Source organism: Actinomyces dentalis DSM 19115, assembly GCF_000429225.1.
Classification (GTDB): domain Bacteria; phylum Actinomycetota; class Actinomycetes; order Actinomycetales; family Actinomycetaceae; genus Actinomyces; species Actinomyces dentalis.
Genome location: NZ_KE386865.1, coordinates 32,634 through 50,539 on the forward strand (window position 1 = coordinate 32,634; position 17,906 = coordinate 50,539).

The 17,906-nt window shown below is 75.3% G+C and carries 15 protein-coding genes; 7 read left to right on the forward strand and 8 right to left on the reverse strand.

Annotated elements, in window-relative coordinates:
* Window positions 1-140 precede the first annotated feature (140 nt).
* Window positions 141-2,039, forward strand: a complete 1,899-nt coding sequence (locus tag G446_RS0113955; RefSeq protein ID WP_034470902.1) for an acyltransferase family protein — start codon at window positions 141-143, stop codon at window positions 2,037-2,039.
* Here the strand turns inward: G446_RS0113955 and G446_RS18260 are convergent.
* Window positions 2,024-2,650 (reverse strand): DUF1003 domain-containing protein, encoded by a 627-nt coding sequence (locus G446_RS18260; protein WP_051286041.1) that lies wholly within the window; start codon window positions 2,648-2,650, stop codon window positions 2,024-2,026. The genes G446_RS0113955 and G446_RS18260 overlap by 16 nt on opposite strands.
* Window positions 2,643-3,950, reverse strand: a complete 1,308-nt coding sequence (locus G446_RS0113965; protein ID WP_169721302.1) for a magnesium transporter MgtE N-terminal domain-containing protein — start codon at window positions 3,948-3,950, stop codon at window positions 2,643-2,645. The genes G446_RS18260 and G446_RS0113965 overlap by 8 nt, the downstream gene beginning before the upstream one ends.
* Before the next feature lie 79 nt (window positions 3,951-4,029).
* Between G446_RS0113965 and G446_RS0113970 the strand changes: the two genes are divergently transcribed.
* Together G446_RS0113970 and G446_RS0113975 are read left to right on the forward strand one after the other, a co-directional pair.
* Window positions 4,030-4,818 carry a YflT domain-containing protein gene (locus G446_RS0113970; RefSeq protein WP_026410582.1) on the forward strand — a complete coding sequence of 263 codons (789 nt, stop codon included), beginning with the start codon at window positions 4,030-4,032 and terminating at the stop codon, window positions 4,816-4,818.
* A 15-nt stretch (window positions 4,819-4,833) separates the two neighbouring features.
* Window positions 4,834-5,685: a sugar phosphate isomerase/epimerase family protein gene (locus tag G446_RS0113975; RefSeq protein ID WP_026410583.1), complete on the forward strand. Its 852-nt coding sequence runs from the start codon at window positions 4,834-4,836 to the stop codon at window positions 5,683-5,685.
* A 73-nt stretch (window positions 5,686-5,758) separates the two neighbouring features.
* On the opposite strand, the gene G446_RS0113980 is transcribed toward G446_RS0113975, so the two are convergent.
* The 4 genes from G446_RS0113980 to G446_RS0114000 all read right to left on the reverse strand — a co-directional run bounded on the left by G446_RS0113980 (window position 5,759) and on the right by G446_RS0114000 (window position 10,829).
* The gene (locus G446_RS0113980) at window positions 5,759-6,757 is read right to left on the reverse strand and encodes a cation diffusion facilitator family transporter (RefSeq protein ID WP_026410584.1); all 999 of its coding nucleotides are present in this window, start codon (window positions 6,755-6,757) and stop codon (window positions 5,759-5,761) included.
* Window positions 6,754-7,125: an ArsR/SmtB family transcription factor gene (locus G446_RS0113985; protein ID WP_026410585.1), complete on the reverse strand. Its 372-nt coding sequence runs from the start codon at window positions 7,123-7,125 to the stop codon at window positions 6,754-6,756. The genes G446_RS0113980 and G446_RS0113985 overlap by 4 nt, the downstream gene beginning before the upstream one ends.
* A gap of 919 nt (window positions 7,126-8,044) precedes the next feature.
* The gene (locus G446_RS0113995; protein WP_026410586.1) at window positions 8,045-9,628 is read right to left on the reverse strand and encodes an aminopeptidase P family protein; all 1,584 of its coding nucleotides are present in this window, start codon (window positions 9,626-9,628) and stop codon (window positions 8,045-8,047) included.
* Between the two features lie 109 nt (window positions 9,629-9,737).
* On the reverse strand, window positions 9,738-10,829 hold the full coding sequence (locus G446_RS0114000) for a Gfo/Idh/MocA family protein (protein WP_026410587.1): 1,092 nt from the start codon (window positions 10,827-10,829) through the stop codon (window positions 9,738-9,740).
* 38 nt (window positions 10,830-10,867) lie between these two features.
* On the opposite strand from G446_RS0114000, the gene G446_RS0114005 reads away from it, so the two are divergent.
* On the forward strand, window positions 10,868-11,713 hold the full coding sequence (locus tag G446_RS0114005) for a PHP domain-containing protein (RefSeq protein WP_026410588.1): 846 nt from the start codon (window positions 10,868-10,870) through the stop codon (window positions 11,711-11,713).
* Between the two features lie 102 nt (window positions 11,714-11,815).
* On the forward strand, window positions 11,816-12,454 hold the full coding sequence (locus G446_RS0114010; protein ID WP_026410589.1) for a MarC family protein: 639 nt from the start codon (window positions 11,816-11,818) through the stop codon (window positions 12,452-12,454).
* A gap of 57 nt (window positions 12,455-12,511) precedes the next feature.
* Here the strand turns inward: G446_RS0114010 and G446_RS0114015 are convergent, their stop codons facing one another.
* Window positions 12,512-14,203 carry a DEAD/DEAH box helicase gene (locus G446_RS0114015; RefSeq protein ID WP_026410590.1) on the reverse strand — a complete coding sequence of 564 codons (1,692 nt, stop codon included), beginning with the start codon at window positions 14,201-14,203 and terminating at the stop codon, window positions 12,512-12,514.
* Window positions 14,204-14,511: 308 nt separating this feature from the next.
* Here G446_RS0114015 and G446_RS0114020 point away from each other — a divergent pair, with 308 nt between their 5' ends.
* Window positions 14,512-15,183, forward strand: a complete 672-nt coding sequence (locus G446_RS0114020) for a ferritin-like fold-containing protein (protein WP_026410591.1) — start codon at window positions 14,512-14,514, stop codon at window positions 15,181-15,183.
* 12 nt (window positions 15,184-15,195) lie between these two features.
* Here the strand turns inward: G446_RS0114020 and G446_RS0114025 are convergent, their stop codons facing one another.
* Window positions 15,196-15,411, reverse strand: coding sequence for a DUF3107 domain-containing protein (locus tag G446_RS0114025; protein WP_026410592.1), 216 nt, complete (start codon window positions 15,409-15,411; stop codon window positions 15,196-15,198).
* Window positions 15,412-15,598: 187 nt separating this feature from the next.
* On the opposite strand from G446_RS0114025, the gene G446_RS0114030 reads away from it, so the two are divergent.
* Window positions 15,599-17,836, forward strand: a complete 2,238-nt coding sequence (locus tag G446_RS0114030) for an RNA ligase (RefSeq protein WP_026410593.1) — start codon at window positions 15,599-15,601, stop codon at window positions 17,834-17,836.
* The last annotated feature ends 70 nt before the right edge of the window (window positions 17,837-17,906 follow it).

The window sequence follows — 17,906 nt, forward strand, 5'->3', positions numbered from 1 at the left end:
GGGGCGTTTTCGTGGCGCACGGCACGTTGAGGCCGACATCTCCGTGCGCAAGGGCCCGCGCGTCGGCGTCGGCGTCGTAGCCTGGACGGGCCGCCGCGCGCGGATTGATGTCCCTCAAGCGACTCGGAAAGACAAAGCGCATGCCCTCGACTCAGCGCTCCACCAGCCCGCCGCCCGCCGGCGCCGCCCCGCCGCGGGGCCGCATCGGCGGCCTCGACGGACTGCGCGCCATCGCCGTCGCCGTCGTCCTCGTCTACCACCTGATGCCCGGCCTCCTGCCGGGCGGCATGGTGGGGGTCGACGCCTTCTTCGTCATCTCGGGCTTCCTCATCACCAGCCTCCTGCTCGTCGAGCGCCGCACCACGGGGCGCATCGACGTGAGGCGCTTCTGGATCAGGCGCCTGCGCCGGATCGTGCCCGCCCTGCTCGTGGCGGTCGCCGCGACCGTGGCCGCGGCCGCCTGCCTGGGCGGCGACGTCCTGCTGGCCGTGCGGCGCCAGGTCCTCGGCTCGGTCCTGCTGGTCTACAACTGGGTGGAGATCGCCGCCGGATCGTCCTACTTCGACCAGACCCAGCCGCTCCTGCTGACCAATGTGTGGTCGCTGGCGGTGGAGGAGCAGTTCTACCTGGTGTGGCCGCTGGTCGTCATCGCCCTCCTGGCGCGGGGCGTCTCGCGCCGGCGGGTCAGGGCCGGCGCCCTCCTGGCCCTGGTGCTCTCGGCGGCCTCGGCCGCCTGGGCCCTGCGCCTGGTGCGCGACGGCGCCCCCGCCTCGCGCGTCTACATGGGCACCGACACCCACGCCTTCGGCCTCATGCTGGGCGCCGCCTGGGCCCTGTGGCACGGGCGCGCGACGGAGGGGGCCGATCTCGAGCCCCAGCCGGCGGGGCTGCGCCGGGTGCGCGGGGCGGCGGGGTGGGCCGGCCTGGCCGGCCTGCTCGTCCTGGCCCGCGTCGCCGGCGAGACGGCGGCCGACGGCGGGTCGGGGCCCGAGCCGGCGCTCATCATCGCATCCGTGTGCGCCCTCGCCGTCGTCCAGGCCCTCACCGGCGAGGTCGCCGGCGCCGACGGGCCGGCCCGCCGGCTGATGGACCTGCTGGAGGCCCGGCCGCTGAAGTGGCTGGGCGAGCGCTCCTACGGGCTGTACCTGTGGCACTGGCCCCTGGGGGTCCTGGCCTTCTACGCCATCCCGCCCACCGCCAACCCCCGGGTGGTGGCCGTCGGGGTCCTGGGGCTGACGCTGTGCGCCGCGGAGCTGTCCCACTCGCTCATCGAGACCCCCGTGCGCCGCGACGGCCTCCTGGTCCGGCTGCGGCGGGTCGCCCGGCTGCGCCCGCGCCAGATGGTGCCGGCGGGGGGTGGGGCCATCGCCCTCGTCCTGCTCCTCGTCCTCGCCTTCGCCTCCCAGCCCGCCCAGTCGGCGGCGCAGCAGGCCATCGCGGTCGGCACCGGCTACCTCAGCGCCCCCTCCGCGGCCCCCGCCCCGGCCGCGGCCACCGGGGCGCCGACGCAGGATCCCTCCCCCGAGCAGACCGTCGACCCCTTCACCGGCGGGGAGGTGGTCGTCGTCGGCGACTCCGTGACGATCGCGGCGGCGCCGAGCCTGGAGGCGGACCTGCCGGGCGTCGCCGTCAACGCCGAGGTCTCGCGGTCCGTGTACGCCGCCCTGCCCTCCCTCCAGGCCATGGACGCGGGCGGGGCCAGGCCCTGCGTCGTCATCGCCCTGGCCACCAACGGCTCGGTCGAGACCGACCAGCTCGACGCGATCCTGAGCTACCTGGGTCCCGACCGCAGACTCGTCCTGGTCACCGCCCACGGTCCGGCGCGCACGACCTGGATCCCGCCGGCCAACGACACGATCCGCGCCTTCGCCCGGGCCCACCCCGACCAGGTGGCGGTGGCGGACTGGGACGCCGCCGTCGCCGCCCGCCCCGACCTGCTCGTCGACGACCAGGTCCACCCCGTGCCGGAGGGCGGCGCGCTGTACGCGCAGACGGTGGCGGACGCGGTCGCGGCCCTGAGGCGTCAGCCGGCGTCCTGAGCCGTCGCCTCCGCCGCCCGGCCGTCCTCGGCGGTCCGGGCCGGCCGCCCGGCCCCGTCGTCGTCCTCCTCCTCGGAGAGCTCCTCCACGATCTCTCCGACGATCTCCTCGCGCGAGCGGCGCTCCTCGGTCAGCAGCTCCTCCAGCATGTCGCGCAGCTCGGAGCGCACGAAGTCGCGGGTGGCGACGTCGTTCATGGCCAGGCGCAGGGAGGCGATCTCCCGGGTGAGGAACTCGGTGTCCTCCAGGTTGCGCTGGGCGCGCTGGCGGTCCTGCTCGGCGGTGACGCGGTCGCGGTCGTCCTGGCGGTTCTGGGCCAGCAGGATCAGCGGCGCGGAGTAGGACGCCTGGGTCGAGAAGGCCAGGTTGAGCAGGATGAAGGGGTAGGGGTCCCAGGCGCCGGCGTTGATCCTCACCAGGAGGATGTTCGCCGCGATCCACGCCACCACGAACACCGTCATGTACAGGACGAACTTGGGCGAGCCCATGAATCGGGCCGTCGCCTCGGCGAAGCGCCCGAAGCCGTCGGAGCGGGAGGCGCGCGCCGGATGGAACCAGCGCATCCACCGCGAACGGGACCGGGACAGCGGCTGGTCGAGCTGCTCAGGCATTGGCGCTCCTCTCAATCATCTCATCGGTGATCTCGTCGTCGGCCTCGCGCCAGTCGTCGGGCATGAGATGGTCCAGGACGTCGTCGACGGACACGGCGCCCACCAGGCGGCCCGCCTCGTCGAGCACCGGCAGGGCGGTGAGATTGTAGGTGGCCAGCAGGCGCGTGACGGTGCCGATGGAGTCGGCGGGGTGGACCCGGTCCAGGGCGGTGTCCACGATCGAGCCCACCATGCGCTGCGGGCGCTCGCGCAGGGCGCGCTGGAGGTGCACCATCCCCAGGAAGCGGCCCGTGGGGGCCTCCAGGGGCGGGCGGCACACGAAGGCGACGGCCGCCAGGGCCGGGGGGACCTGCGCCTTGCGGGCCTGGGCGAGGAAGGTCGCCACATTCGCCTCCGGCGGCAGGATGATCGGCTCGGTCGTCATGAGCCCGCCGGCCGTGTACTCGGCGTAGGTCATCAGGCGGCGCACGTCCTCGGCCTCGTCGGGCTGCATGAGGTCGAGCAGCTCGGCGGCCTTGGCCTGCGGCAGCTCGCCGACGAGGTCGGCGGCGTCGTCGGGCTCCATGGCGTCGAGCACGTCGGCCGCCCGGGCGGTGCTCAGGGCGGAGATGAGGGAGACGGCCTCGTCGTCGGACAGCTCCTCGACGGCGTCGGCCAGGCGCGCGTCGTCGAGCTCGGCGGCGACCTCGACCTGCCGGGCCAGCGGCAGGTCCGCCAGCACGTCGGCCAGGTCCGCGGGCTTGAGGTCCTCCATGGTGGCCAGCAGCGCCGTGGCGCCCTGCCGGTCGGCGCCGGAGGCCAGGCCGGAGACCTCCTCGGGGCGGACCATGAGCGTCTCCCCGCGGCGCAGGCCCAGGGGGCCGGAGGAGGCGCGCTGGACGAACAGGCGCGTGACCTTCCAGTCCTTATTGCGGTCGGGCTCAATGGCGACGTCGCGGATGGTGACCCGGCCCGAGCCGTCGCGCAGGGTGACGACCCGGTCGAGCAGCTCGCCGACGACGAGGGTCTCGGCCTTGCGCTGCTCGAAGCGGCGGATATTGACCAGGCCCGTGGTGATGACCTGGCCGGGGTTGATGGCGGTGACCCGCGACAGGGGCAGGAAGACGCGCCGGCGCCCCGAGACGTCGATGACGAAGCCGACGGCGCGAGGGTCGCCGCGCATGCGGATGAGGACGATGACGTCGTGGACCTTGCCCACGGGGTCGCCGATCGGGTCGAAGACCGTCGTGTCGACCAGGCGGGCGACGAAGACCCTCGACGATGCGGGCCGGGCCCCTGCTCGCGTCACATTGTTCTCCACGGGCACAGCCTATGCGCCCTGAGCATCATGACGGCGGTACCGGGGCGTGGGCGGGGGGTCGGCGTGCGACCATGGGTCCATGAGCTACCAACTGAGCCCCTCCGCGGACCGGGGCGCCGGATTCCCGTCCGGCCGCGTCATGCCCCAGGGCGAGGAGGTCGCCTCCTTCGCCACCTACGCCGAGGCGCAGCACGCCGTCGACTCCCTGAGCGACGAGGGCTTCCCCGTCCAGTACCTGGCGATCGTGGGCACCGACCTGCGCCAGGTGGAGAACATCACCGGGCGGATGAGCTGGGGGCGGGCCGTGGCCTCGGGGGTCGGCTCGGGGTTGTGGATAGGGCTCTTCTTCGGGGCGATGCTCAGCTTCCTGGGCCCCTCGAGCAACGGCGGCGCCGTCTCCTTCGCGGCGGCGGTCATCATGGGCGTGGTGTGGGGGGTCCTGTTCCAGGTCATCGCCTACGCCCTGACGCGCGGCAGGCGGGACTTCACCTCCACCAGCTCCGTCGTGGCCTCCCGGTACTCCATTATCGCCGCGCGCGAGGCGCGGGCGGCCGCCCAGTCGCTCGCCGCGACGCCCGGCAACCTCAGCCGCGGGGGCGAGGCCGCCCGCCGGGCCGAGGAGCGGCGCCGGGCCCGGATGGAGGCGGCCGACGGGCCGACCGCCTTCGGCTCGCGCCCCGACGAGCAGCCGCGCTTCGGGGTGCGCGTGCCCGAGGGCGAGGACCCCGCCGCCTATGCGCGCGGCGGGGCCGGCGCGGAGGGCCCGGGCGCCGGGGGTGCGAAGGCGGGCCCGGGCGCGGCGCCGTCGGACGCGGCGGGTGCGGACGCGGGCACGGCGCCGTCGGACGACGAGACCCCGGACGCCTGAGACGAGAGGCCCGTCATGTCCATCCCCGTCGGTCTGTCGACATCCTCGGTCTACCCGGGCAACGCCGCCACCACCTTCCGGCTGGCCGGCGAGCTCGGCTACGACGGCGTCGAGGTCATGGTGTGGTCCGAGCGCGTCACCCAGGACGCCAGGGCCCTGCTCGCCCTGGCCGCGCGCTACGACCAGCCGGTGCTGGCGATCCACGCGCCCACGCTCCTGCTCACCCGCCCCGTCTTCGGGGCCGACCCCTGGCAGAAGGTGGACCGCTCCATCGACCTGGCGCAGGCGGTGGGCGCCCCCACGGTGGTCCTCCACCCGCCCTTCTTCTGGCAGACCCGCTACGCCCGATCCTTCGTGCGCGGGGTCGACATGCGCGAGCAGGTCGCCGACGTGCGCCTGGCGGTGGAGAACATGTTCACCTGGCGCCCGCGCTCGGGCCACTCCACGCGCGACTTCCAGGCCTACTCGCCCACCTGGGACCCGGTGGGCCAGGGCTACCGCTCGGTCACCCTGGACATCTCCCACGCGGCGACCTCCGGCTCGGACGCCCTGGCCATGGCCCGCGCCCTGGGCCCGACGCTGTGCCACCTGCACCTGACCGACGGCGTGCCCGGCTTCCGCGACGACCACCTCCTGCCCGGGCAGGGCGACCAGGACTGCGCCGGGGTGCTGGCGCACCTGGCCGCCACCGGCTTCGAGGCCGGCGGCGGCCAGGTCGTCGTCGAGGTCAACACCCGCGGCATGAGCGGGGCGCAGCGGCGCGAGGGCCTGGCCAGCGCCCTGGCCTTCGCCCGCGAGCACCTGGAGGGGACGGGGGACGCGCCGGTGCGCATCCCGCCGCCCACGCGCAAGCGCTACCGCTCCTGAAGCCGGTCCCCGTCCGGGTCCGAGCCGCGCCCGGGCCTGGTCGGGCCGCGCCCGGGCCGGCCGGGGCCGGTCTTCAGCGGCAGTCGACGGCCTCGCGCCGGCGCTGCGAGGCGGGCTCGAGCTGGAAGGTCGCGTGGGTGATGCGCACCGGGAAGTGCTCGGCCGCGCAGGTGCGCAGCGATTCGAGGATGACGGCGGTGTGCCCGTCGGCCAGGCACTCGTCGCGCACGACGACGTGCGCGGTGAGCACCGGCATCCCGGAGGACACGGTCCAGGCGTGCAGGTCGTGCACGTCCTCGACGTGGTCGACCCGCAGTATGTGCCGGCGCACCTGGGACAGGTCCAGGTCCTCGGGCGTGAAGTCCATGAGGACCCGCCCGGCCGCGCGCAGCAGGGTCGCGGCCCGGGGGACGATGAGGGCGACGATGAGCAGGGAGGCGAGCGCGTCGGCCCGGGTCCACCCCGTCAGGGCGACGACGGCGGCGGCCGCGATGACCCCCACCGAGCCCAGGGCGTCGCCCACGACCTCCAGGAAGGCGGCGCGCACATTGAGGTTCTCCCCGCGTCCGCCGGCCAGGACGAGCATGGAGGCGATATTGGCGGCCAGGCCGACCAGGCCCATGACGAGCATGCCGTCGGCCTCGATCTCGCCGGGCCCGACCAGGTCGCCGATCGCGCGCACGCCGACGACGACGCCGACGATGGCGAGCATGCCGGCCTGGAGGGCCGCGCCGATGACCTCGGCGCGGCGCATGCCCCAGGTGGAGCGGTCCGTCGCCGGCAGCGTCGACAGGTGCGCGGCGGTGAGCGCGATGATGAGCCCGGCGGCGTCGGTGAGCATGTGACCGGCGTCGGCGAGCAGGGCGAGGGAGCCGGTGAGCAGGCCGGTGACGACCTCGGCGACCAGGACCGTGGAGGTCAGGGCCAGGGCGGTGGCCAGGCGCCCCCGCGACGCCCCGGCGGCGTGGTCGTGACCGGCGCGGTCGTGGTGGTGTCCGGCGCGGTCGTGCCCGCGGCCGGCGGCGTCGTGCCCGCGGCCGGCGGCGTCGTGCCCGCGGCCGGCGGCGCTCATGCCCGCTCCTCGGCGGCGGCGCCGTCGGGCGCGATGGCGGCGGAGGCGAGGGTGCGCGCGGCGACGAGGACGGCGGTCAGCTCGTCGGGGTGCTCCAGGGCGCTGACGCTGGCGCGGCCGTGGGTGTGGGTGGAGATGAGTCCGGCGGCGCGCAGGATCGCCAGGTGCTGGGAGACGGTCGACTGCGCCAGCCCGAGGTGCTCGGCGAGCTCGCCGACGCGGTGCTCGCCGCCGCGCAGGTGAGACAGGATCGCCAGGCGGGTGGGGTCGGCCAGGACGGACAGGACGGCGGCCAGGGCGGCGGCGTCGTGAACGGCGGAGGTGTCGTCGGCGCGGTCAGTGGGCAGGATCTCATGAATAATCGCCATAAAACGATGATATCGGCGATTGACGATGAGATGTCAAGGGGTGTCACGATCCCTCCCGCCGCCCCGGCCCCGGGGGCGTCGGCGGGGCGTCTCGTCGAGGCCGGGTCGGCGTCGAGATCGTCGCTTAGCCCGCGAGCACGTCACATAACCCGCGAGATCGTCACTTAACCCGCGAGCACGTCTGCTAGAGGTACGTGCTCGCGGGTTATGTGACGTGCTCGCGGACCGCGACGTCCGATTCCGGGCGCGTCGGCGGTGTGGCGATGGCGGTGGCGTCGGGGATGAGGGCGGTCGGGGGCTCCCGGGTGTGTTGGCGGCGCCTGGCGGCGGGCACGTCGGGTACTGCGCCGGTGCGGGCGCCTCTGGGCGTGCCGGCGGCGTGGAAGAGGTGGCCGGTGCGTGCCTTTCGGGTGCGTCGGCGTCGGTGCGCGTACGGGGAATGGCGTCATTGCGCCGCTTCGGGACGGGAGGGGTGCGGGGCGGGAGGTCAAAAGCACGCGCCGGCCGCCTTTTTGATGTCGTCGGACCGTCCGCCGCCGGCCCGCCCGCGGTCCATCGCGGAGGGGCCCGGCGGGAACCGCCGCCGCACCGGGGGGACTCGCCCGACGGGCCCGCGTCCGCTACGCCCTTTTCCCTCTGCTGCGCCTCTTGACCCTTCACTGTACGAGAAAAGGGGGCGTAGCGAAGGGCGGAGGAGCGCAGCAGAGGGAAAGAGGCGTAGCAGACGACCCGGAGCGGCCTTCCGTGGACTCCCGCGGCCTCCCATGGACCCGGGCGGCGCCCCCGGCTGGCGGGATCCGGGCCGTGGCGGCGGGATCCGGGCCGTGGCGGCGGGATCCGGGCCGTGGCGGCGGGATCCGGGCCGTGGCGGCGGGCCATGGGACGGGCACTGCCCGCCCCATGGCCCGCCACCGCGGGCTCAGTCGGCGATGAGGCCGCTCACCCAGGCCTCGACGTCGTCGGGGCGCCGCGGGATCGCCGCCGTGAGGTACTCGGGGCGCCCGTCGGGGCGGATGACGACGTCGTCCTCGATCCGCACCCCCATGCCGCGCAGCTCGGCGGGCACCAGCAGGTCGTCGTCGCGGAAGTACAGGCCGGGCTCGATGGTGAACACCATCCCGGGCACCAGGAGCGCGTCCATGGACATCTCCCGGCGCGCCTGGGCGCAGTCGTGCACGTCCAGACCCAGGTGGTGGCTGGTGCCGTGGACCATCCAGCGGCGGTGGTACTGGCCCTCGGGGGACAGGGAGTCCTCGGCGCTGACGCCCTCGGGCAGCAGGCCCCACTCGTGGAGCCGGCGGGCGAGGACCTCCATGGCGGCCGAGTGCAGGTCCCGGAAGCGGACCCCGCTCTCGCCCGCCCTGACGAAGGCGGCGTCGGCCGCCTCCAGCACCGCCTCGTAGACGCGGCGCTGGGGGGCGGTGAAGCGCCCGTCCACGGGGATGGTGCGGGTCACGTCCGCGGTGTAGAGGGAGTCGACCTCCACGCCGGCGTCGACCAGGACCATCTCGCCGGGGCGCACCGGGCCGTCGTTGCCGATCCAGTGCAGGGTGTTGGCGTGGTTCCCGGCGGCGGCGATCGTGTCGTAGCCCAGGCCGTTGCCCTCCTCGCGGGCCCTGGCGCCGAAGGCCCCCTCCAGGACCCGCTCGCCGCGCCAGTGGCCCTTGGCCCGCGGGATGGAGCGGATGAGGTCGTCGAAGCCGGCCTTGGTGGCATCGACGGCGGCCTGGAGCTGGTCGATCTCCCAGGGGTCCTTGACCAGGCGCAGCTCGCTGGCGGCCTCCGCCAGGGCGTCGTCGACGCCGCGGGCGTCCTGGCCGTGGACCTGCCCGGCGGCCCGCCGGACCCGGTCGACCTGCGCGGTGACGGCGGCGTCGGCCTCGGTGATGACGCGCAGCTGCACGCCCTGGGCGCCCGCGTCCTTGGCCAGGGCGTCGGGAAGGGTGTCGATATGGGCCGCGCGCAGGCCCGTGGCGGCCTCGACCTCCTCGATGGAGGGGCGCACCCCCACCCACAGCTCGCCGTAGCGCGGGTCGGCGTAGAACTCCTCGCTGGAGCGCGGGGCCCGCGGCCGGAAGTACAGCACCGCCTCGTGGGTGGGCTCGTCGGCGGCCGCGGGCCGCCCCGGCGGGGTCAGGGGCTCCAGGACGAGCACGGCGTCGGGCTCGAAGTCCGTGCCGGTGCCCGCCAGGTGCGAGAAGGCCGAGTGGGGTCGGAAGCGGTAGTCGCAGTCGTTGTTGCGGGTCTTGAGGGGGCCGGCCGGCAGGACCAGGCGCTCGCCGGGGAAGCGGGCGCCCAGCGCCGCCCGCCGCTTGGCGGCCCACGGCGCGGCCTCGGACAGGGCGGGCGGGGTGTCGGGGCGCGGACCCCACCCGGAGCCGATGAAGTCCCGGAAGGCCCGGTTCGTCGGCTGCCGGGAGCGGTTGTTGCCTCGCTGCGCGAGGGACTGGGCCTCCTTCGGGGCCTCGGAGGAGCTGGGGGACGGGGTCTGCGACTGGGTCATGGGGCCATCCTCCCACCGCGCCGGCCCGCCCGCCGCCGGCCCCGCAACCGGGGGCGTCAAGACCGCCGGGGGCGGGTGGGGCGGTCGGGGCGGTCGGGGCGGCGCCGGCCTACTCGTCGCCCGGCAGGCGCACCCCGACCTGCTCGCGGGCCCGGGCCAGCACCCGCACGCAGGCCAGTGAGGCCTCCAGCGGGTGGAGGTCGGACTCGCGCCTCCCGCAGGCCACGAGGCGGCAGACCTCGGCCAGTTCGCGGGCGAGCACCGGGCCGTCCGAGTCCACCGACAGGTCCTGCTCGCCCTGCGGCCCGGTCAGGGCGATGCGGCGGGGCCACTGCACGTCGTCCATGCTCAGGGCCAGGTTGTCGGAGGCGATCGAGGAGGGGGCGGCGCCCCGCGAGGTCTTGGAGTGCAGGCACACGACCTCCAGGTCCGTGGCCCGCCCGTCCGGCAGGGTCTCGTAGTCCAGGACGACGACGCCGTGCGAGTCCGCCCCCGAGGCCAGCAGGCGGCCGGCGGCCCGCACCCGCGCGGGCTCGCCGAACAGGTGGACGGCCATGGACACGGGGTAGACCCCCAGGTCCATGAGGCTGCCCCCGCCGGCCGCCGGGTCGAAGGCGGGCGGCAGGCCCCCGGCCCGGTAGGCGGCCATCCGGCTGGAGAACTGCTCCTTGACCAGCAGGGCGCGGTGGGGGCCCGGGCCGTCGGCGAGAAGGTCGGGCAGGGCCCGGCGCACGGTCCGCGCGCCCGGCTCGAAGGCCGTCAGCCACCCCTCCATGAGGAAGCGGTCGTTGCGCCGGGCCGCGGCGATCATCTCCTCGGCCTGGCGCGGGTGCAGCGCGAAGGGCTTCTCCACCAGCACGTGGTAGCCGGCGTCCAGGGCGGCGACGGCCTGCTCGGCGTGCAGGACATTGGGCGAGCCGATGTGGATCAGGTCGATCTCGGCCCCGGCGCGCCGCCCGCCCTCGAGCATCTGGGGCAGCCCGGCGTAGGAGCGGGCGATGCGGTGGGCCGCGGCGAAGGCCTCGGCGCGCTCGGGGTGCGCGGAGGCGACGGCCACCGCCTGGGCCCCGGGCACGACGGCGACGGCCTCCATCATCCAGCGGGCGATGAAGCCGGCGCCGACCAGGCCGATCCGCACGGGCGGCGCCGCGGCGGGGGGAGTTCCAGGGGACGGCGCGGGCGCGGCGGCGGGTTCGCTCATGGCCCCATCCTCCCACGGCGCCCCCTACACTGGCGGGCGTGCGCATCGATCCCCACACCCACTCGGCCTGCTCGGACGGCACCGACTCCCCCGCCGCCCTCATGGCCGCCGCCGCGAGGGCCGGCCTTGACGTCGTCGGGCTGACCGACCACGACACGACCGCCGGGTGGGCCGAGGCCGCGGCGGCCGTGCCCGGCACCGGCGTCGCCCTGCTGCGCGGGGCCGAGATCTCCTGCTCCGACGACGGCGCGACCCTCCACCTGCTCGCCTACCTCTTCGACCCCGACGACGCCGCCCTGACGGGCGCCCTGGAGGAGGTGCGGACCTCGCGGGCCGACCGCGGCCGGCGCATGGTCGAGCGCCTGGCCGCCGACTACCCCATCACCTGGCGCGACGTGGCGGCCCGCGCCGGCGGCGCCGAGACGATCGGCCGCCCCCACATCGCCGACGCCCTCGTGGCGGCCGGCTGCTTCCCCGATCGCGCCGCCGCCTTCGCCGGCCCCCTGGCGACCTCCAGCCCCTACTACGTGCGCCACCGGGCCCTGGACCCCGTGGAGGCCTGCGAGCTCGTGCGCGCCGCCGGGGGCGTGCCCGTGGCGGCCCACCCGCGGGCGGCCTCCCGCCAGCGGCGCCTCGTGCCCGACGAGACCTTCGCGCGCATGGCCGAGGCCGGTCTGGCCGCCCTGGAGGTCGACCACCGCGACCACGGGCCCGCCCAGCGCGAGCAGGCCCGGCGCCTGGCCGCCCGCCTGGGCCTGGGGTGCTCGGGCTCCTCGGACTACCACGGCGCCGGCAAGCCCAACCGCCTGGGGGAGAACCTCATGCCCCCCGAGCTGCTGGAGCGGATCGTGGCCGAGGGGGCCCTGCCGCTGGTGACGCCGTAGGGGCCGCAGCCGACGCAGACGCCGCAATGCCGTAGATCCCCCGACAGATCCCACCCGACGCCCCGACCCGAACCCGCCCTTCCACCCGGACCCGGACCCCCGATGCTCGACTCCGTCTTCAACGTCTTCAACCCCGCCCTCTTCGCCACGGCCTTCACCACGATCCTGGTCATCCAGGACCCGCTGGGGGCGATCCCCATCTTCCTGTCGCTCACCAGCCGGCAGACGGCCCGCGAGCGCAAGTCCTCGGCGCGCCAGGCCACGCTCGTGTCCTTCTGGGTCATCTTCGTCTTCGCGGTCTTCGGCCGCTACATCCTCAAGTTCCTGGGCATCACGGTGCCGGCCCTCCAGATCTCGGGGGGCCTGCTCCTGCTGCTGGTGGCCCTGGAGCTGCTGACCGACAGGGCCGACGAGAGCCCGGACCCGGACGCGGTCACCGCCAACGCCGCCCTGGTGCCCCTGGGGACCCCGCTCCTGGCCGGCCCGGGCGCCATCGTCGCGGCCATGGTGGCCGTGGAGTCCGCGGCGACGCCGGTCGCGGGCTGGGTGAGCGTGGTCCTGGCGCTGCTGGCCACGCACGTGGTCATCTGGCTCGCGCTGCGCTTCTCCCTGACCCTGCACCGGGTCCTGGGGGACTCGGCGATCCGCGTGCTCACCCGCATCCTCGGCCTGCTGCTGGCGGCCATCGCCGTGCAGATGATCGCCGACGGCGTCCTGGCCTACATCGCCGTCCTGCTCTGAGGCGGCCGGGGCCGCGCGGGGGCCGGGGCCCGCCCCGTCGCGCCCCCGGGCCGCTTCTCAGCCCTCGTCGTCGCGGGGCGCGACGGGCCTGCCGCCGCGGGTGCGCTTGCGGGTGCGGGTGCGCCGGGTCCCGCTCCTGGCCGCCCGGCCGCGGCGCTCGCGCTCCTCGTCGGCGCCCCGCTCGGAGCGCCCGTCCCCTTCGGAGTGTCCGGAGCGCTCGGAGCGCCCCGAGCGCGGGCCGCGTCCGCCGTCGCGCCCGCCCCGCCGGCCCCGCGCCCGGGCGCGGCCGCGGTCGCGGTCGTGGCGGCCGGTTTCGCCCAGGTCCTCGATCTCCTCGGCGTCCAGGCCCGCCAGGGTGCGCTGGGAGCGCGGCAGGGTGCCGCTCACGCCCCGGGGGATGTGCAGGTCGGCGAAGAGGTGGTCGCTGGTGTGGTAGGTCTCCACCGGCTCCTCGATGGGCAGGCCCAGGGCCTTGGCGATGAGGCGCCAGCGGGGCACGTCGTCCCAGTCGACGAAGGTGATGGCGGTGCCCGAGTGCCCGGCGCGCCCCGTGCGGCCGATGCGGTGGACGTAGATCTTCTCGTCCTCGGGGCACTGGTAGTTGATGACGTGGGTGACGTCGTCGACGTCGATGCCGCGGGCGGCCACGTCGGTGGCCACGAGCACGTCGACCTTGCCGTTGCGCAGGGCCCGCAGCGCCTGCTCGCGGGCGCCCTGGCCGAGGTCGCCGTGGAGGGCGGCGGTGGCGAAGCCGCGGGCGGCCAGGTCCTCGGCCACGCGCGCGCAGGTGCGCTTGGTGCGCGCGAAGATGATGGTGCGGCCCCGTCCGGAGGCCTGGAGTATGCGGGCCAGGACCTCGACCTTGTTCAGGGCGTGGGTGCGGTAGACGACCTGCTGGGTGGTCTTGACGGTCATGCCCTCGTCGCCCGGGTCCTGGGCGCGGATGTGGGTCGGCTTGGTCATGTACCGGCGGGCCAGGGCGACGACGGCGCCGGGCATGGTGGCGCTGAAGAGCATGGTCTGGCGGTCGGGGCGGGTGCGCGCCAGGATCTTCTCCACGTCGGGCAGGAAGCCCAGGTCGAGCATCTCGTCGGCCTCGTCCAGGACGACGGTGGTCACGTGGGTCAGGTCCAGGAGATGCCGGTCCATGAGGTCGATGAGGCGCCCCGGCGTGCCCACGACGACCTCCGCGCCCCGCTCCAGGGCCTCTATCTGCGGCTCGTAGGCGCGTCCGCCGTAGACCTGGACGATGCGCACGGTGCGCTCGGAGGCGGCCTGGGCGAGTTCGACGGCGACCTGCTTGGCCAGTTCGCGGGTGGGCAGGACCACCAGGGCCTGCGGGCTGCCGGCGGCGGGGTCGGAGTCCCAGCCCTCCTCGCCGGGCCCCAGGGTGTCCATGAGCAGGGGGATGCCGAAGCCCAGGGTCTTGCCGGTGCCGGTCTTGGCCTGGCCGATGATGTCCAGGCCCTCCAGCGCCACGGGCAGGGTGAGGGCCTGGATGGGGAAGGGGCGGGTGATGCCCCTGGCGGCCAGCGCCCGGCAGATCTCCGGTTCGACGCCGTAGTCGGCGAAGGTCCTGTCGGTGATGTCGGCGGCGCCCTCGTCGGTGATGTCGGGGGTGGCCTCGTCCAGGACGGGGGCGTGCGCGCCGGCGGTCCTGATGATGCCCGAGCTCGGCGGGCCGGCCGGGTCGGTGGCCGCGGCGGCCGGGTCGGGGGCGGGTGTCGTGGTGGGATTGTCGTCGGTCACGGGGCTCCTTCGATCGGGGACCGCGCGCACGGGCGCCGCGGCGCCGGACTGCCGGCGCCGCGGGGCGCCGCCCGCCCGGCCGACGGGTCGGGCGCGGGTGCGACGCGGTCGCGGGTGGCAGCCGATCGTGAATCGTGCGCCGGGTCGACCGGCGGGCGTGCCTGCTGGACGACCGGGCAGCCGTGGACGGGCTTCAGGGTAGCGCCCTCCGGCAGGCCGTGACCCGGTTGGTGGCGGGCCGCACAGCTTTGACGTGGGCGAAGTCACCGCGGCGCGACCGCCGGGGGCGCGCGCCCTACGCTTGAGCCATGACTCCTCCTGCTGCGGCGACCGTCCCCGGTAGCGGTGACGCGCCCCCCCTTCTGTCCGAGCACGAGCGCAGCGTCCTGGGCGTCGTCGTCTACTCCTGCACGGTGTCCTCGATCCGTCACGCCAAGGACGCCGACAGGGCCCCGTCCATGGCCGAGCGCGGCGAGATGCTGCGGATGAGCGCCGAGCGGGTGGCCGCCCTCGACGGGCTGGGGGCGCTGGCGGCCTCGGTGGGCGCCGACGCCGCCGCGGCCGCCGAGCCCTTCATGGGGGCGCTGGGCGACTTCGACCAGCGGCTGCGCCCGCTGGACTGGGCCGAGCGGCTGCTCAAGACCCACCTGGCGCTGGGGCTGCTGGCGGACTTCTGCCGGGCGCTGGCCGCGGGCCTGTCCGAGCCGCTGCGCAGCGGGCTGAGCGGGGCCCTCGTCGAGGACCGCTCCGCCCGCTTCGCGGCCGACGCGCTCGTGCCGGGCATCGACTCCGATCCGCAGCTGGCGGGCAGGCTGGGGCTGTGGGGGCGGCGCGTGGTCGGGGAGGAGATCGGCACGCTCCAGCGCATGCTCGCCTCCTTCCCGCCCCTGCTCGACGGCGCCGCCGGGCTGGAGGACGTCCACGCGGTGCTCTCCGAGGGCGCCGTGACGCGCATGCGGAGCCTGGGCCTGCGCGACTGAGGGCCGCGGGGCTCAGATGCCGAAGCCGACGCGGCGGGGCGCGGCCTCGCCGAGCTCGACGTAGGCCAGGGACCCGGCCGGCACGAAGACCCGGCGGCCCCTGTCGTCGGCGAGGGCGACGTCCTTCGTCGAGGCGCCGGCCAGGATCTCCAGGACCTCGTCCTGGCTCGCGGAGGTCTCGAGGCTCAGCTCGCGACCGGAGTGCTTGATGCCGATGGTGACCTGCATGATGCTCCTTGGATTCGTCGTCGGGCGCGGCGGGGCGCGCCCGTGGCGCAGATCCTAGTGGCGCGCCGCCGCCCGGCGCTCGACGGTATCCTGTGGCCCCGCCGTCACCGGCGCGCCCCCGCCGCCCGGCGGGGGCTCTGCGAGGGGCCCCGGCCCGGGGCCCCGCCGTCCGAGAGGAGGTGCGCACATGCGTACCATGTTCGTCCTGCGCGGGGCACCCGGCGCGGGCAAGTCGACTCTGATCCGCCGTCACCGCCTCGGCGACCTCGCCGTCGGCCTGGACGACTTCCGACGCCTGTTCTCGGCCACCTTCACGGACCTGGACGGCGCGCCCACCCTGTCCATGACCTTCGGCGCGGAGAAGCAGGTCGTGGCCGCCTTCAAGGCCGCCGTCGCCTCCCGGATCCGCCAGGGCGCCACCCTCCTGCTCGACTGCACCAACCCCTCGCGCAAGAGCTACCGCGAATTCGCCTCGCTCGCCCGGCGCTGCGGCTACGAGGTCTACGTCGTCGACGTCCAGGGGGACCTGACCGACTCCGAGCTCATCGAGCGCAACGAGACCCGCCGCGGGGCCCTGGGCTACGTCGAGCCCCGGGTCGTGGCGGACATCGCCGCCCGGGTCCGCGGCGGCGCGGCCTCCGTGACCGAGCGGGTCGTGCGCCTCGACGACGTGCGGCGCCTGAACACGGTCGAGGAGATCGACGCCTCCGGCTACGAGCGCGTCGTCGTCATCGGCGACGTCCAGAGCTGCGCCGGCGCCCTGGCCAAGGTCAAGGACTTCTACGGGGGCTGGGACCCCGCCTCCCTGTTCGTCTTCGTCGGCGACCTGTTCGACCGCGGCCCCGACGCCGCGGGCGTCATGGACCTCATCGTCCAGGACGGGGCGGTGCCCGACAACGTCGTCCTCGTCGAGGGCAACCACGACGAGCACATGCGCATGCTCATCGGCGAGGTCCGCGCCGGCGGCTGGCCCGACACCCGCGCCTCGCGCGACCAGATCCTGGCCGCCGGGCGCAGCCGGGGCGAGATCCAGGCGCTCCTGGCGCGCATGGTCCCCCTGGTCGGCCTGCGCCTGGCCGGCGAGCACATCCTGATCACCCACGCCGGCCTGGACCCGGCCACCATCGACCGCATCGCCGTCGAGGGCGAGGACGGCCTGCTGGCCTGGGACCTCACCGAGGTCCCCATGCTCCAGCTCCTGCTCGGCTCCTCCGACCGCTCCACCGCCTTCCAGGGGCGCTCGAGCTACGCGCGCGCCGTCGAGGAGCGCCTGTCCCACCCGCGGATCCTCCAGGTCCACGGGCACCGCAACGGGGCCCGCTCCGAGGAGCCGGGGCCCGCGCACGCCGCGCCCAACGTGTACACCCTGGAGCACCGGGTCGAGGACGGCGGGCACCTGGCCGTCCTGGAGATCGGCGCCGACGGCGCGCGCACCCTGCGCGCCTTCGAGCAGGAGCGCGTCGAGCCCGTCGGCGCCGCCGCCGACCCGACCAGCCTCGTGTCGCGCATGAGCGCCCACCCGGAGGTGCGCGTGCGCCGGGTCGAGGGGCTGCCCGGCGTGCTCGCCTGCAATTTCACCAAGCGGGCCTTCGCCAAGGGCATCTGGGACGAGACCAGCTGCCGGGCCCGGGGGCTGTTCCTGCGCGAGGCCGACGACGAGGTCGTGGCCCGCGGCTACGACAAGTTCTTCAACATCGGCCAGGCCCCCGGCCCGGCGGACCTGGAGGAGGTCGTGCGCGCCGGGGCCGGGCGGCCCCTGACCGTGCGCCGCAAGTGGAACGGCTACCTCGGCATCGTCAGCGTCATCGACGGGCGGCTGCGCGTGTTCTCCAAGTCCGGCGTCACGGCCTACTCCGAGCACGCCCGCTCCCTCCTGGAGGCCCACCTGGGCGGGAGGGCCGACGAGCTCGCCGAGCGCATCGCCGAGGCCGGCGCCTCGCTCACCTTCGAGGTCATCAGCCGCCGCGACCCCCACATCATCGACGAGGGCGACGACAAGGTGGTGCTGCTCGACGCCATCCGCAACCAGGAGGACATGGTGCTGCTCGACGGGCTGCGCCGGGACCTGGCCGAGGACTTCGGCTTCGTCTGCCCGCCCGTGGAGGTCCTGTCGCCGGCCGCCGACGACGACGCCCTGGCGGCGCTGGCGCGGCGCGCCCGGCGGGCGGAGGAGAACCGGGAGGAGGGCTTCGTCATCACCTACGCCGACGGCGCCATGACCAAGTACAAGTCCGACTACTACCGCGGGGTCAGGGCCTTCCGCTCCCTGCTGACCCGCCACCTGGCCGGCGGCCCGGTGCGCCTGGCGGGCCCCGGGGCGGACCTCATGCGCGCCTTCCTCGACCACGGCACCACGGAGGGCTTCATGGTCGAGGGCCTGCTGGGCCCCGTCGTGAACATCCCGGCGCTCGTCGCCTCCCTGTGAGGGGCGCCTCGCGGCCCTGCGCGCGCGCCGTCGGCGGGGGCGCCGGTTCGCGTCGCACCCGCGTGGTCTG

What these genes read in the sequence shown, in the direction of transcription:
- G446_RS0113970 (WP_026410582.1), top strand. Translation starts at nt 4,030, where the DNA reads ATGAGCTACCAACTGAGCCCCTCCGCGGACCGGGGCGCCGGATTCCCG.
- G446_RS0113995 (WP_026410586.1), bottom strand. Translation starts at nt 9,628, where the DNA reads ATGACCCAGTCGCAGACCCCGTCCCCCAGCTCCTCCGAGGCCCCGAAG.
- G446_RS0113975 (WP_026410583.1), top strand. Translation starts at nt 4,834, where the DNA reads ATGTCCATCCCCGTCGGTCTGTCGACATCCTCGGTCTACCCGGGCAAC.
- G446_RS0114000 (WP_026410587.1), bottom strand. Translation starts at nt 10,829, where the DNA reads ATGAGCGAACCCGCCGCCGCGCCCGCGCCGTCCCCTGGAACTCCCCCC.
- G446_RS0114020 (WP_026410591.1), top strand. Translation starts at nt 14,512, where the DNA reads ATGACTCCTCCTGCTGCGGCGACCGTCCCCGGTAGCGGTGACGCGCCC.
- G446_RS0113985 (WP_026410585.1), bottom strand. Translation starts at nt 7,125, where the DNA reads ATGGCGATTATTCATGAGATCCTGCCCACTGACCGCGCCGACGACACC.
- G446_RS0114010 (WP_026410589.1), top strand. Translation starts at nt 11,816, where the DNA reads ATGCTCGACTCCGTCTTCAACGTCTTCAACCCCGCCCTCTTCGCCACG.
- G446_RS0114030 (WP_026410593.1), top strand. Translation starts at nt 15,599, where the DNA reads ATGCGTACCATGTTCGTCCTGCGCGGGGCACCCGGCGCGGGCAAGTCG.
- G446_RS18260 (WP_051286041.1), bottom strand. Translation starts at nt 2,650, where the DNA reads ATGCCTGAGCAGCTCGACCAGCCGCTGTCCCGGTCCCGTTCGCGGTGG.
- G446_RS0113980 (WP_026410584.1), bottom strand. Translation starts at nt 6,757, where the DNA reads ATGAGCGCCGCCGGCCGCGGGCACGACGCCGCCGGCCGCGGGCACGAC.
- G446_RS0114025 (WP_026410592.1), bottom strand. Translation starts at nt 15,411, where the DNA reads ATGCAGGTCACCATCGGCATCAAGCACTCCGGTCGCGAGCTGAGCCTC.
- G446_RS0113955 (WP_034470902.1), top strand. Translation starts at nt 141, where the DNA reads ATGCCCTCGACTCAGCGCTCCACCAGCCCGCCGCCCGCCGGCGCCGCC.